The sequence below is a fragment of the Solibacillus sp. FSL W7-1464 genome, assembly GCF_038004425.1.
Lineage (GTDB): Bacteria > Bacillota > Bacilli > Bacillales_A > Planococcaceae > Solibacillus.
Genome location: NZ_JBBORC010000001.1, coordinates 279,309 through 293,176, shown reverse-complemented (window position 1 = coordinate 293,176; position 13,868 = coordinate 279,309). Strand labels below are relative to the sequence as shown.

At 39.5% G+C, this 13,868-nt stretch carries 12 protein-coding genes and 1 riboswitch; of the genes, 3 read left to right on the top strand and 9 right to left on the bottom strand.

What is annotated here, in order from left to right; translation table 11 throughout:
- Positions 1-31: 31 nt before the first annotated feature.
- The 5 genes from MKZ25_RS01455 to MKZ25_RS01435 all read right to left on the bottom strand — a co-directional run bounded on the left by MKZ25_RS01455 (position 32) and on the right by MKZ25_RS01435 (position 5,930).
- Positions 32-511 (bottom strand): type II secretion system protein, encoded by a 480-nt coding sequence (locus MKZ25_RS01455; RefSeq protein WP_340799815.1) that lies wholly within the window; start codon positions 509-511, stop codon positions 32-34.
- A gap of 95 nt (positions 512-606) precedes the next feature.
- Positions 607-1,815, bottom strand: a complete 1,209-nt coding sequence (locus MKZ25_RS01450) for a type II secretion system F family protein (protein WP_340799814.1) — start codon at positions 1,813-1,815, stop codon at positions 607-609.
- Positions 1,812-2,855 (bottom strand): type IV pilus twitching motility protein PilT, encoded by a 1,044-nt coding sequence (locus MKZ25_RS01445; protein WP_340799813.1) that lies wholly within the window; start codon positions 2,853-2,855, stop codon positions 1,812-1,814. The genes MKZ25_RS01450 and MKZ25_RS01445 overlap by 4 nt, the downstream gene beginning before the upstream one ends.
- Positions 2,856-2,867: 12 nt before the next feature.
- Positions 2,868-4,532 carry a GspE/PulE family protein gene (locus MKZ25_RS01440; protein WP_340799812.1) on the bottom strand — a complete coding sequence of 555 codons (1,665 nt, stop codon included), beginning with the start codon at positions 4,530-4,532 and terminating at the stop codon, positions 2,868-2,870.
- 15 nt (positions 4,533-4,547) lie between these two features.
- Positions 4,548-5,930 (bottom strand): VanW family protein, encoded by a 1,383-nt coding sequence (locus MKZ25_RS01435; protein WP_340799811.1) that lies wholly within the window; start codon positions 5,928-5,930, stop codon positions 4,548-4,550.
- A 418-nt stretch (positions 5,931-6,348) separates the two neighbouring features.
- Between MKZ25_RS01435 and MKZ25_RS01430 the strand changes: the two genes are divergently transcribed.
- From MKZ25_RS01430 to MKZ25_RS01420, 3 genes are read left to right on the top strand one after another with little or no spacing between them, the layout of a single operon-like run.
- Complete coding sequence (locus MKZ25_RS01430) at positions 6,349-6,807, top strand: type IV pilus modification PilV family protein (protein WP_340799810.1); 459 nt, start codon at positions 6,349-6,351, stop codon at positions 6,805-6,807.
- A complete protein-coding gene (locus MKZ25_RS01425) occupies positions 6,804-7,256 on the top strand; it encodes a PulJ/GspJ family protein (protein ID WP_340799809.1) in 453 nt (150 codons plus the stop codon). Before MKZ25_RS01430 ends, MKZ25_RS01425 begins: the two co-directional genes overlap by 4 nt.
- 2 nt (positions 7,257-7,258) lie before the next feature.
- Positions 7,259-8,788: a DUF7305 domain-containing protein gene (locus MKZ25_RS01420; protein ID WP_340799808.1), complete on the top strand. Its 1,530-nt coding sequence runs from the start codon at positions 7,259-7,261 to the stop codon at positions 8,786-8,788.
- 187 nt (positions 8,789-8,975) lie between these two features.
- Here MKZ25_RS01420 and MKZ25_RS01415 read toward each other — a convergent pair whose 3' ends face one another.
- The 4 genes from MKZ25_RS01415 to MKZ25_RS01400 form a co-directional block, all read right to left on the bottom strand.
- Positions 8,976-10,265 carry a nucleobase:cation symporter-2 family protein gene (locus MKZ25_RS01415; RefSeq protein WP_340799807.1) on the bottom strand — a complete coding sequence of 430 codons (1,290 nt, stop codon included), beginning with the start codon at positions 10,263-10,265 and terminating at the stop codon, positions 8,976-8,978.
- Positions 10,266-10,354: 89 nt separating this feature from the next.
- Complete coding sequence (locus tag MKZ25_RS01410) at positions 10,355-10,927, bottom strand: xanthine phosphoribosyltransferase (RefSeq protein ID WP_014824940.1); 573 nt, start codon at positions 10,925-10,927, stop codon at positions 10,355-10,357.
- Positions 10,928-11,187: 260 nt separating this feature from the next.
- A riboswitch (purine riboswitch) is annotated at positions 11,188-11,289 on the bottom strand.
- Positions 11,290-11,414: 125 nt separating this feature from the next.
- The gene (locus MKZ25_RS01405; RefSeq protein ID WP_340799806.1) at positions 11,415-12,110 is read right to left on the bottom strand and encodes an RNA 2'-phosphotransferase; all 696 of its coding nucleotides are present in this window, start codon (positions 12,108-12,110) and stop codon (positions 11,415-11,417) included.
- 162 nt (positions 12,111-12,272) lie between these two features.
- Positions 12,273-13,730 (bottom strand): amino acid permease, encoded by a 1,458-nt coding sequence (locus MKZ25_RS01400; RefSeq protein ID WP_340799805.1) that lies wholly within the window; start codon positions 13,728-13,730, stop codon positions 12,273-12,275.
- Positions 13,731-13,868 lie beyond the last annotated feature (138 nt).

Sequence of the window (13,868 nt, the reverse complement as noted above, 5' to 3'; positions counted from 1 at the left end):
GCTGTTGGGTTGGGTGTTCTTTGGGGGATGATTAATCATCAGCCCCCGGTGTTGTTGGTGTTGTTGATGTAGTAGTCCAAGAGAATGGAGCTTCAGCCTTACCATTATCTATTTCTAATTCGCTTAAAGTTGATGCCGTAATGGAATAATCCTTCCCACCAGAAGTACCAGTAGTTTCAACTGTAGTTTTTGCAGCGTCATTACCCGAAGCAGCTACTTTAGTTACTGTAAATGTTGTAACCGTACCTAGATCTGACAAATAGTCTGTATAACCATCTGTCGCATTAGAAAATGTTTCTACACCCGAATTTTCAGTGAAGTAAATTTGAGCAGCACTTAAGATATTTGCTGCATCTGCCTTCGCAGCCTTAACACGTGAACTATCAATAATATTCCCAATAGCCGGAACCGCAATTGCTGCTACAATACCCAAAATAACAATTACCGCCAAAAGCTCGACTAAAGATAAACCTTTTTCATTTTTAATACGCTTTTTTAATGTACTAAACATACCAAATCCTCCTCTTTATTTTAATATCAAGTTTTGTTTTTTGCACTGACGCTTTGATTTGCTTCGATGCCTCCTTGCAAAACGCCTTTTCTTTTTTACATATTTTCGTATAGACTGAACATCGGCAGGAAAATCGCTGCTACTATGAGACCGACTGCTCCTGCTAGAATTAATATCATCAATGGTTCGATCAGCGACTTCAGTGTATCGACTGTTCGCTCGACTTCCTCTTCATAGAAATCCGCAATCTTCTCAAGCATATAATCAAGCGACCCTGTAGACTCGCCAATTCGTGTCATACTCGTCACCATAGGCGGGAAAATCCAGCTTTTTTCTAGCGGCTCTGTCAGTGAGCTTCCTCTTTCCAAACTTGCCCGTGCATCCAGTACGACTTTTCCAACAACGGGGTTCCCTGATACTTTCTGGGAGATCGTCAATGCCTGCAATATGGGCACTGCACTGCTGAATAAAGATGAAAGATTACGCGTCAATCTCGCAATCGCAGCTTTTTGCAAAAGCGGGCCAAATATCGGCATCTTCAGCATCAAATAATGGACGGTGTAATGAAACTGCTCATTATTCCTATATAAATACTGAAATACCACAACTCCGATAGCGAAGACTCCAATCGGCAGCCACCAGTATGTTCTCAGCCAACCTCCTAAAGCAACCGTCCATACCGTTAAAGTCGGTAGTTCCGCATCCATCGATTCAAACGATTCAACAAACGTCGGGACAATAAAAATCAGCATGAAAAACACGACAACTACAATCATTATTAAAAGCATCGCCGGATAAGTCAGCGTCGACTGAACTTTTTTTATTAAACGGAAAGACTTTTCATACGAATTTGCGAGACGCTCCAGTGTGTCGTCGATATTCCCTGTCGCTTCACCCGAACGCATCATATTGACGAACAGTTCGGGAAATGCTTTCGGATGCTTTCTGACCGCATCCGAAAATGGAATACCAGAACGAATATCTTCTTCCACTGATTCAAGCGCTTTTTTCAGCGGCTTGCTTGTCGCCTGCTTCGCTAAAATGTCCGTTGCTTCTACGAGTGAAACACCCGCTCGGATTAACGTTGCAAACTGACGGCAGTAAATAACAAAATCCTGTGTCTTTACTTTTTTACTGCCAAGGCTGACTTCCATATGCAATATACTTTTCGATTCTTCGATTTCCCGGGGGTTGATGCCCTTTTCACGAAGCTTTGAAATGGCAGCTGCTTTATTTGCTGCATCAATTGTCCCTTTTTGAGTTGCCCCCATCTTTGTACGCCCTACATATTTAAATACGGTCAACTGTAATCACCCACATTCAAATATGGCCGTACTTCCTCCAACGAAACTTTGCCGGAAGAAACAAGCGCTTGTATGGATGTCTCTAATGTATGCATCCCTAACGCTCGATTTGTCTGCATCACACTTGGAATTTGATGGATTTTTTCATTTCGTATCAAATTAGTGACAGCCGGAATACTTACGAGAATTTCTGTTGCAGCAACCCGTCCTGCTTTATCTTTACGAATAAATAATCGCTGTGAAATAATTCCTTGCAATACATTGGCTAACTGAATTCGAATCTGCCCTTGCTGATGCGGCGGGAACACATCGATAATGCGGTCAATAGTTGTCGGTGCACTTGATGTGTGAAGTGTGCCGAATACTAAGTGACCTGTTTCCGCTGCCGTAATGGCAGTTGAAATCGTCTCTAAATCTCGCATTTCCCCAACTAGAATAATATCCGGATCTTGACGGAGCGAGGCACGCAAGCCATTCGCAAACGATCCTGTATCAACTCCGATTTCACGCTGATTCACTACCGATTTTTTATGCGAATGCAAATATTCAATCGGGTCTTCCAGCGTAATAATATGCTTTGATTTTGTTTCATTTATATAATCAATCATTGCCGCGAGTGTAGTTGACTTACCTGAACCAGTTGGACCTGTTACTAAGATGAGCCCTTGAGGTTTTTCAGCTAAATCGTACAGAACTTTCGGCATATTCAATGTTTCAATTGTCGGGATTTCACTCGAAATAAGACGAGCTGCAATCGCTCCGACATTTCGCTGATGATATGCATTTACACGAAAACGGCACAAGTCTTTCAAAGAATAGTTGAAATCAGTTTCTCCTTTTCCCTCAAACTCTTCTGCTTTGTAAGCCGGTAAAATATCTTTTACCATTTGCTCTACCATTTCTGCCGTTACAATTACATCACCATATTGCTTCAACTGGCCATTTACTCGGTAAACAGGAGGGATGCCGGTAGTGACATGTAAATCGGATGCATTTTCATCATACGCACGCTGCAGTAAATCCTGTATATTCATTGTCATGTCCATTCCTCCCTAGTCGATTGTCGCTACACGCAGCACTTCTTCTGTCGTCGTGACACCCGCCAGCACTTTTAGTAAACCGTCCTGGAGTAATGTATTATGCCCGGCGTTTTGCATATAATCACTAATTTCATAGCCGCTAGCACTGTTTAGAATGAGGTCTTTCAACCCGCGATCAACAGGCAGCAGTTCATGAATAGCGAGCCGCCCGCGGTAGCCGGTATTTCCGCAGGCCGCACATCCGCGACCTTTCCGAATTTTTTTAACTTCAAATCCGTTATTGGCAAAAATCTGTTTTTCCCTTGTTGTGGGTTCTATCTCTGTCGTACAGTCCCGGCAAATTTGACGTACAAGACGCTGCGCCATTATTCCTACAAGCGAAGATGAAATGAGAAACGGTTCAATTCCCATATCCTGCAGCCTTGAAATCGAATCAATCGCGCTGTTTGTATGTAATGTACTTAATACAAGATGCCCTGTTAATGATGCACGGATTGAAATTTGCGCGGTTTCTAGATCACGGATTTCCCCAATCATGATGATATCCGGGTCCTGACGCAAGATTGAACGTAATCCTGCTGCGAACGTTAACCCGACTTCTTCTTTTACTTGAATCTGGTTCACACCGTTTAACTGGTATTCGACGGGATCCTCGACGGTAATAATGTTTACGCCCTCATTATTTAGGTTGGAAAGCGCTGCATGTAGCGTAGATGATTTCCCTGAACCTGTGGGACCTGTAATAAGCACAATACCATTCGGTTTCTCAATCATCTTCCTGAAAATTGCTTCGTTATTTTCTGTAAATCCTAGATGCTCTATATCTGTTGCTGCATTGCTTATATCCAATATACGCATAACGATTTTCTCGCCATAAACAGTCGGTAATGTAGAAAGACGAATATCAACACTTTTGAATTCGATATTAACCTTAAACCGGCCATCTTGTGGAATACGGTTTTCAGTAATATTCAGTCCGCCCATAATTTTTACGCGGGCTGTCATCATATTTTGCATATGCTTTGGCAGAGAACGTTCGGTACGAAGCACACCATCGACACGATATCGAATTCTGTATTCTGTTTCATGCGGATCAAAGTGAATATCCGATGCACGCTGAGCTACCCCGTTGTTAATAATCTGGTTTACAAGCCGTACAATAGCCGAGTCTTCATCGGTAATTTCCTGCTGCACTTCCGGTGTAGTCACTTCAATCTCAGTTAAGGCTGCGTCCATTGAAGCCTGCAGATCATAGTATTTCGTAATCGTCCGGTACAGGTCGTCCTTCGCAACTATACTTGTTTCGATTTGACAACCTGTCGCCATGCGGACTTCTTCTATCGCAAAATAATCCATCGGGTCTGCCATTGCAATAAGCAGTTTGTTTTTATCCCGACGCACCGGCATAATATTCGTACGCTTCGCCAGTTCCCTCGGTACAAGCTGGAGAAGCTCAGGTGCTATGACGTAGTTGCTTAGGGTCATATGCGGGATACCTAACTGGAACTCCAGTACTTCGATTAACTGCTGTTCCGTCAGTATATTTTCTTTTATGAAAAAATCCCCAAGCTTTTCATCCCGGCTTTTATTTTCCAGTGCGTAAGTAAGCTGTGCTTCGGTAATAACTCGTGCCTCTAAAAGCAAGTCTCCTAAGCGTTTTCTCGATTTCGACTTCATAATTTACGTCCTCCTTTATTTTGGAGTGATTAAATTTCCGCCTTTATCGTAATAGCTGCCAGGCGGTAGATTCTCTTCACCTTCTGCAACGTCATTTGCGGAATTGTTTGATTCATTAGAGCCAGTATTTTGGGATCCATTAACTGGTGTAGTCGATGCATTGTTTTGCCCATTTCCGTTCGTTGTATCAATATCCTGGAAACCGTCTCCAACTAAATCCACTTCATAGGAAGGATTATTATTTAAGTTTTCTGCTGGTGCCTTCACTTCCGGTTGTTTGGATGATTTCACAATAATCCGGTCAACAGGTGGGTAGTAATCGCGGCTCACACGCTTCTGCTCATCAAAAGCTGTACGATAGACCGAGATGCGTAAACCTTTTTTACCTTCCTGGATTTGTTCCGTCTGTCCGATCGCCAGGTCCGCGGAGTAACGTGTGATTGTACGGGGCTGAATCTCCTCATCCTGCGAAACCATTACACTTACTTCCGTTTCCTTTACAGGGATATATACCTCGGTCTTCAACTCCCCTTCTTCCATAATCAGTTTTAAAACGACTGGATTTGATGAAGTATTTGCGAATTTGAGGTCCTCATTTGTAAATGCATCCACTTTCGCTTCCAAGCCAGGTTTTAAATAGGAAGGGATTTCATTTTGCGAATGACGTTCCAATATTTCCGCATTAATATTCAGTGCGGCATTATATAAATTTGATGCAACAAAATTAATTGCTTCACGGTTCGCCAAGTTCATCGTATCCCCTAGCTTTTCAATCATCGAAAAAGCCATCTGCGGTTCTATTACTGTTTCATGCAGTGCCAAAACGAGTTCATTAATGCCCATTGCCCCTTCCGGCATCAATTCGACTGACAACGAAATTCGGTCTGTTTCCAGTACCGAGACATCTATGACAACTGCTTCCACAGGATCTGTTTTTAAATACGCGGCATTCAGTTCTACACTGCTGTATGTCAATTCTGTATCCCATGATGAAACATTACTAATCTCGTTTTTTACAATCTCACTAGGAAATACAATGAGAGGAAGATGCACTGTCGGCGTATCTTTCCAAAAGGCAAACCATGACTTATGTACCTGGTTTTCATAATTTGCGACTGTACTCTCAATATCAAACTGAAATGCGGATGAACTCAATTCAACAGAAGTCCCCCCGCCTGTGACAGTCAGGTTTTGGGTATACCATTCATTTACGGCATTAGTCAGCAATGCTTCTAACTCCTTGCCCTTTAGATCGCCTGTATCTACCCCACCGATAGTGGAACCGACTGCATTATTATCAGCGGAAGCTACGGAGCTTACTACAAAGTTAGGAATCCAGATTGATAGAAGGACTATTAGCAAAGTTAATGGGATCATTGATCTAAAAATAATTTTCATTTACTCACCCCGCCTGATCAATTTAATTCTTCAAATATAATTAAGGACTTTATAACTAAAATTTCATTTAATAAAATGATATATAATGGAAAAATTTAATTTATACTATTATTTCATATAGATAATTTATGGTAAATATTACATATTATCTCATAAACTTCATTATATGTACTAATTTTTATCCCTTTTACCAAATGTCTACTTATGTTACTATTATAATACATGATAGATTACTTTATGACTATTCATTTTTGTTAAATCAAGAAATTTTATTTTGACTCCATTCTAATTACCTATAAAATTCAATTTAGAATACTCAAAAATTGTTTTTTGCATATATATAAGTATTAAAAGTATGGTATTTACCGTCATTATTTAGATTAATTGTATTTAAGAGAAAAAGGGATGGGGTTATCTTATGAGATTATTAAAGGAAGAGTGTGGGATTTCTTTAGTGGAAGTTGTGGCTTCACTTGTATTAATTACGATTATTTTAATATCGTTTTTTAGCTTTTTTATACAGTCTAAAAAGACACATGTTACTTCTGAATCAATTGTAGATGCTACTTATATGGCACAGAAAGAAATGGAGGAGCTGTACGGGTTTATCTCAGCTAGCAGTCTCGAATGGTTAATAGACCCCAACAATACTCAAGTTACTTTAAATAATATGGAATTCATCTATGATCCAACAGATACTGCTTGTAAAAATAAGTGTAAAAAATTCTTATCCGTCAGTAATGAAGAACATTATGTTCAATTAGCTGTAAATAATAAATACCATAATTTAGTCAATGTAATAGTAAATGTACCTAAAGAAAATGGTTTAAATTCTGTAACTATGGAATCTATTTTCCGTTGGGGTGTTTATCCATGAAATCATTAATAAAAAACACCCGTGGCATGACTTTAATTGAAATTCTAGCTGTCACAGTAATCACATCAATTATAGCTGTTTTAGTTTTTAGTATTATTCACTTGAGCGTTACGCAACAAGTAAAACAAACAAGAGAAACAGCTAGTCTTAATGATGTTACTTATGCATTGAAGGTAGTAACCAAGGATATTCGTCGCTCTAAAAATGCTGACATTATTGACAAGAAACTAGAGTTAGAATTCCCCGATGGTAGTGTGGTAACCTATTCTTTAGAAGGTACTCAACTAATAAAAGAAGTTGGAGAAAAAATTGAATTAATTACAGATGGTATAGGTTGTACAGAATTTACTGCTAATGGCGTCATCTCAATTAAATTATCTAATACAAGTGATTGCTCAGAGGGTCAAAGTACTGAAATTCATTTTAGAAAAGGTGAAGGTGGTAACTGATTATGAAACATTTACGACAAGATAATGGTTATGCAATGTTACTGGTTATTTTCACCACTGCACTTATCTCTGTTATTGGTTTGGGTTTGTTAACAATGAATGTTAACTCGCTAAAAACTTCGAAATATGAAGAGGTTAATCAGGCTATATTTTATATCGCCGAGGCAGGTCTTAACTATGAAAAAGAAGAGATTAATGAGTTAATAACAAATGCTTACGTTGAAACAGGTAAAGAGCATAAATCTAACTTAGATAGTAACATCTTTGAAAATGATGACTACTACAAATCCTTTTTTATAAATAAAATAATTGATGATATTGGAAAAAGATACACATCAGCTGAAGATCCACCAACTATCAAACCAAGAGAATTTGACAGCTTCGAATTGCAGAACTCAGTTAAGCCTTATGCAGAAATCACTGCAACAGTCGAGGAAACAAACCCATTAACTATTAACATTGAATCAACAGGTTTTTTTGCAGATAGAAAGTCAAATAAACGTACCGTTTCGCAATCTATAGAAGTTATTATAGATTTAAAATTTTTATATGGTGGAGGACTTCCTCCCATAAACTTGCCGGATTTAGCAGTACAGGCAAAGGGAGATATTTTTCTAAAAGGAGGGGCTACAATCAATGGTAGTGTTTCCTCTTCAAATGGAAAAGTTATAATGAATAACAATGATGGTGTGAATATTACTGGGATAGTCGGAGTTGCCCCAGAAAATTTTATAAAAGGGACAAATTCACTGAACGGGAATAAAATCATTGCTGAAGACAGAGTAAAAAGTGTAGAAGTTGCTGAATATTCACTTCCAGAATTCCCTACAGATACTATGGAAGCTTTAAAGAGTGTTAATTACCCTAGTGATTTTATATTGAATAATGGCGCTTTTACGGCTGATTGGAACTCTAAAAGTAATTATTTACTGAAAGAAGACGCAAAGTTTAAAGACTTTATTATTCCAGATGGCAGGAGTATTAAAATTGATATCGGCAACAATCATGTTAATTTACTAGTTGAAAATAATTTTTCGTTAGGTTCATCGGGCAGTATAGAAATAATCGGTTCCGGGACGTTGAATATATACGTGGAAAATCAAATGACAATTAGGGGTCCGCTCAACACTCCAGACAAAAAACCGGAAAATATAAATATTTATTATGCTGGCAGTAGTACCCCGACAATAAATAATAATAGCCAACTGATTGCCGCTTCTTTATATATTCAATCCTCTAATTTTGAATTAAATAATGGTATGTCTATATCAGGAAATATAATATCAGGCGGCACGCACATAAGTGTAGGTGGTAGTAGTGGAACTACTGGGAAGTATATTTTAGCGCCAAATGCACACCTTGAACATCTTGATGGTGAACTTAAAGGAGTCATAATCGTTAACTCTTATTCTTCTAGCGGTGGGAGTAAGGTAATATATGCACCTGGCCTCCTCCCACTCCCAAATGATAATAAAACGCCTGATTATAGCCTTCCAGATTTAATTATAGAACAAAATTTAATTGAGATTTAGCTTTGATTTCCCACACCGGTCATACACTAATTATGATAATTTAATACAATTCATAAAAATGTGTTGCATGAACTAGAATATACACTTCCCAAATCAAGATAAAAATAGAATTGAAAATCCCCCAGAAAAGCTATCTACCCAACTTTTCTGGAGGATTATTTTTCCCCTGTATTATTCCTTGCTCTTCCTACTCCATCACATGCATCGGATCAACACGCTTCGTCCCGATCATATTAAACAAAACATTCAGGAAAATCGCTGTTACAGACCCTGCTACAATCCCGTTCGAAGTTAAAATCGACATCCAAGATGGTAGGTTTTCGAAAATTCCTGGTACTGTAGCAACGCCGATTCCTAGACCGACGCCTAGTGCTGCGACCATTGCGTTTTCCATTGATTTTGCGATTTCCGGTGCCAGCATTCTAACACCTTGTGTAATAACCATACCGAACATTGCCAACATCGCTGCACCAAGTACAGGTGTTGGAATGATTGTTGTTAATGCCGCAAGTTTTGGCAGGAATCCAAGTGCTACCAGCATACCGCCCGTGATGAAGATTACTTTGCGGTCGCGTACGCCTGACATTTGGATCAGTCCCACGTTTTGCGAGAATGTTGTGTACGGGAATGCGTTGAAAATACCACCGATGATCGATGCCAGTCCTTCTGCACGGTACCCTTTTGATAAATCATTTGAAGTTAAATCTTTTTTTGTAATATCACTTAATGCATAGTACACACCTGTTGATTCCACTAGTGATACCATTGCCACCAATGTCATCGTTAAAATAGCGGAAGCATTGAATGTCGGTGTTGCTAAGTAGAATGGTTGCATAATGTGAAGCCAAGATGCTTCGGCAACTGGAGCAAAATCTACTTTGCCCATGAAAATACCGATCACTGTACCTGACACCATACCTAGTAAAATGGCAATCGCACGAACGAAACCAACTGTGAAGCGGTAAATTACTAAAATAATTAATAACGTAATAAACGCTAACGCCACATTTGACCCTGATGCAAAGTCTGCTGCCCCTTGTCCGCCAGCCATATTGTTGATAGCTACTGGAATTAAGCTGATTCCGATAATTGTTACAACCGAACCTGTTACAACAGGCGGGAAGAATTTAATTAATTTCCCGAAAAGACCACCGATTAATACGATGATAATACCCGATGCGATAATCGCTCCGTAAATATCACCTAAGCCGCCGCCAGAACCGATTGCGATAATCGGACTTACCGCTGTAAATGTACAGCCTAATACAACAGGTAAACCAATGCCGATTACTTTCCCCTTCCATACTTGGAACAGTGTTGCTACTCCACACATGAAAATATCGATTGCTACTAAATATGTCATTTGTGCTGAACTGAACCCTAATGCCCCACCAATAATTAACGGTACTAAAATGGCTCCTGCATACATTGCCAACAAATGCTGAATTCCAAGCATGGTTGCTTTCGTGTTATTCATAAAAAGTTTTCCTCCAATATATGTGTACTCTTGCTGAGTCAATTTACATCGTCTGAACGTATTACCTTTTTAAAATATGAGCTGCTAAATTAATCGTAAAATTCTACTTTGCCGTTTGCCAATGATTTAATATTTGCCAATGATTCGATGCGCAGTCCTTGCTCGCGTAAAATTTTCCCGCCTTCTTGGAAACCTTTTTCAATTACGATGCCGGCACCGACAATTGTTGCACCTGCCTGATTCGCAATGTCGATTAAGCCTTTCAAAGCTTCGCCATTCGCTAAAAAGTCATCAATGATCACGACATTATCATCTGCGGTAATAAACTTATTCGATACTGAGATTTCATTTGTCTCGTTTTTCGTGAATGAGTGTACTTTTGATGTGTACAGGTTGTCCGTCAAAGTAAGCGATTTGCGTTTACGGGCAAAGACAACTGGTGCACCTAGTGTCAGTCCTAAAAAAGTGGAAGGTGCAATACCGGATGATTCGATCGTCAATACTTTCGTAATGATCTGGTCCGAGAAACGCTTCGCAAATTCGTCGCCGATTTCCTTCATTAACAACGGGTCAATCTGATGATTTAAAAACGAATCAACCTTTAATACTGTATCTGAAAGTACTTGGCCCTCTTTTTCTATTTTTTCCTTTAAAAGCTTCATGATAAAAGCTCCTTTCCTAATTTAATCAATTACGCCTTGGCGTAATTGCGTCAAGATTTTTTTGAGTTTACTCAAAAAGTTTCCTTTAAAAAATCTGTGACATCTGCCAGAGGCTTATCTTCATTCAGCAGCTGCTGAATGAAGATAACAAAAAACTCGAAAGGCAAGCTCCCTACGATGAGTGGAGCAAGACTTCCGAGTAAGTTCAAAAGTAATAATAAATGTATTGTACAAATCTATAATAATTGGACAAATACATTCATCAAGCATGCTTCACCCATAGTCGGTTTATTTACGGTAAACCGGTAGAAACTTGCAAGCCTTATCCTTGCTATTATATGAGTGGCGAATATTTAATTTAACAATATGAATGTTCCAATTATAATCATGGAAATGATAGTTTGCAATAACATTTAAATAATTAAATTATTCTTATTTTTCGGAAATTTAGTTAAAATGTAAATATTATTCAGTATAATGTTCGGTTCTAGGCATTATTTTCTAAGATTTTAGCTAAATTCTCTTTAAATTGTTCGAACTTCGAACCGTCCTTGCCGAAGTAGCTCATGCTGCGGGTAACAAAAATCGACACTTTTTTGCCATCTTCATACACCATCTCCGCGAATGGGCCGGCCTGTTCCAACAATTGTACTTTTGTCACATCTTCGTTAAAAATGGCTAACCGACCGGCATACCGCGCTTTGAATTGCTCGTATGCGGCAGTCCCCTGCAAAACAATGATTTCCGGCTGAAATTCATCCATTACTTCATTGAAAATGGCATTTCCTCGCTCATAATTAGCGGTATCCTCTTTTTTGGCAACTTTCGCTTCATCCGCTGATGCCAGCTGATACGTATTCAATGATGTATAGATGAGCGGTTCCTGATGCTGCTTTTCAAGCCAATTTTCAAACTGTAACGAGCCTTTGAACTCTCGGGGTGCTCCTTTAATTTCACTTAAATATAGGTCGTGGAAAAGCTCTCTGTTCACTAATGACTCCGCAAAAGTCTGCTCGCTTTGGCCTTCTATTTTAAATAGCGGTACGGCATGCGAACTTACCAGAAAAATTCGGGATTTGTACGGGTTTCCCTTTGTAAGGAACGGTCGGTACAATACATCTTGGCTCTCTTCCCCTATTAACCACGGATATACTTTTTTATAGAAACCTTTTGAAATAGGCATGCTTTCACTTCCTTATTCTTCAGTGTTACTCATTTTTTGTTTCTTCTATAATACCACTCTTACAGCCAGCATACTTGAGTAAATTATTTCACTTCAGAACAAATAATTCTCATAAATAAAAAACGCAATATAAGCCTGTAAGCTCCCATTGCGTTTCAGAAATTATTCATTCGATAAATCGCAGTCCTTTAAAGGAACGATTTTTGTTTTGTGTTTAAATTTGTAGCCAAACCATAAAGCGGCAAACAGTGGTAAGCCGATATATGAAACGACAACACCGTACCAGTCAATCGTTCCGCCCATGAACGCCATATAGTTTTGGCCTAGCACGACAATCATACATAGGGCAAACGCAAATAGTGGACCGAATGGGAAGAATTTCGATACATACGGTAAATCACTCAGTGAATGTCCTTGTGCGACATATGCACGACGGAATCGGTAATGACTGATTGCAATGCCGAGCCAGGCGATGAAGCCGGACATACCGGAAGCATTTAACAGCCAAATATATACTACTCCGTCACCGAAAAACGATGCGAGGAATGCTAATGAACCGACTGCCAATGTTGCTAAGAGTGCATACATCGGAATACCGCGCTTCGTTACTTTCATAAACAGTTTCGGCGCTTTTCCGTCTACCGCCAACTGATAAAGCATACGACTTGCTGCATATAACCCTGAGTTCCCTGCAGATAGCATCGCCGTTAAAATGATCGCGTTCATAACAGATGCCGCAAACGCCACACCTAAGTTTTCAAATACTAAAGTAAACGGACTTGTCGCAATATCTTCTGATAAAAGACGTGAATCCGTATACGGAATAAGCAATCCGATTGCACCGATTGCGAAAATATAAAACAGTAAAATACGCCAGAATACTGAACGTACAGCTTTTGGAATGTTTTTGGCCGGGTCATCTGTTTCCCCTGCCGTTACCCCAAGCATTTCCGTACCTTGGAATGAGAATCCGGCAGCTAGGAAAATACCGAACAGTGCCAGGAAGCCGCCATTAAATGGTGCGTCGTCTTTCACGAAGTTCGTGAAGCCGACCGGATCGTTCCCGCCTAAAATCCCGAAAATCATCAGGAAGCTGACAATGATGAAGACAATTACCGTCGCGACTTTAATCATCGCAAACCAGTATTCCGCTTCACCGAAAGCTTTTACAGATGCTAAGTTAAAAGATAAAACGACTATGATAAATAAGATTGTCCATAAAATTGATGAACTGTCCGGGAACCAGTATTTCATAATTAACGAAACAGCCGCTATTTCAGCTGCAATTGTAATTGCCCAGTTGTACCAATAGTTCCAGCCAAGCGCAAAACCTAAAGCCGGATCCACGAATTTTGTTGCATACGTACTAAACGAACCGGATGTTGGCATATAGGCAGCCATTTCCCCTAATGACGTCATTAAGAAATACACCATAACGCCGATCAGTGCATAGGCGAGTAATGCCCCGCCAGGACCTGCCTGTGCAATCGCACCACCTGATGCTAAGAATAAACCTGTACCGATTGTTCCGCCAAGCGAAATCATCGTTACATGGCGACTTTTCAAACTCTTTTTCAACCCGCTTTTGTTACCGAGCTGATCTATTTTAATCTCACTCATGATCTTAAAAACTCCTTTGTTTTAGCCAATACTGTTGCAATAAGGGCGGCTGTCCATTAGCCGCTTTAACTTTTTAGCCAATTGAGGTGGTTTTTTAGCCAAATTTATACGTTTTTTAGCCTACTGAGCTAGTTTTTT

Bases quoted from the DNA above. Each gene is read 5' to 3' on its own strand.
- MKZ25_RS01455 (WP_340799815.1), bottom strand. From the start codon at position 511: ATGTTTAGTACATTAAAAAAGCGTATTAAAAATGAAAAAGGTTTATCT.
- MKZ25_RS01445 (WP_340799813.1), bottom strand. From the start codon at position 2,855: ATGACAATGAATATACAGGATTTACTGCAGCGTGCGTATGATGAAAAT.
- MKZ25_RS01440 (WP_340799812.1), bottom strand. From the start codon at position 4,532: ATGAAGTCGAAATCGAGAAAACGCTTAGGAGACTTGCTTTTAGAGGCA.
- MKZ25_RS01435 (WP_340799811.1), bottom strand. From the start codon at position 5,930: ATGAAAATTATTTTTAGATCAATGATCCCATTAACTTTGCTAATAGTC.
- MKZ25_RS01430 (WP_340799810.1), top strand. From the start codon at position 6,349: ATGAGATTATTAAAGGAAGAGTGTGGGATTTCTTTAGTGGAAGTTGTG.
- MKZ25_RS01425 (WP_340799809.1), top strand. From the start codon at position 6,804: ATGAAATCATTAATAAAAAACACCCGTGGCATGACTTTAATTGAAATT.
- MKZ25_RS01420 (WP_340799808.1), top strand. From the start codon at position 7,259: ATGAAACATTTACGACAAGATAATGGTTATGCAATGTTACTGGTTATT.
- MKZ25_RS01415 (WP_340799807.1), bottom strand. From the start codon at position 10,265: ATGAATAACACGAAAGCAACCATGCTTGGAATTCAGCATTTGTTGGCA.
- MKZ25_RS01410 (WP_014824940.1), bottom strand. From the start codon at position 10,927: ATGAAGCTTTTAAAGGAAAAAATAGAAAAAGAGGGCCAAGTACTTTCA.
- MKZ25_RS01405 (WP_340799806.1), bottom strand. From the start codon at position 12,110: ATGCCTATTTCAAAAGGTTTCTATAAAAAAGTATATCCGTGGTTAATA.
- MKZ25_RS01400 (WP_340799805.1), bottom strand. From the start codon at position 13,730: ATGAGTGAGATTAAAATAGATCAGCTCGGTAACAAAAGCGGGTTGAAA.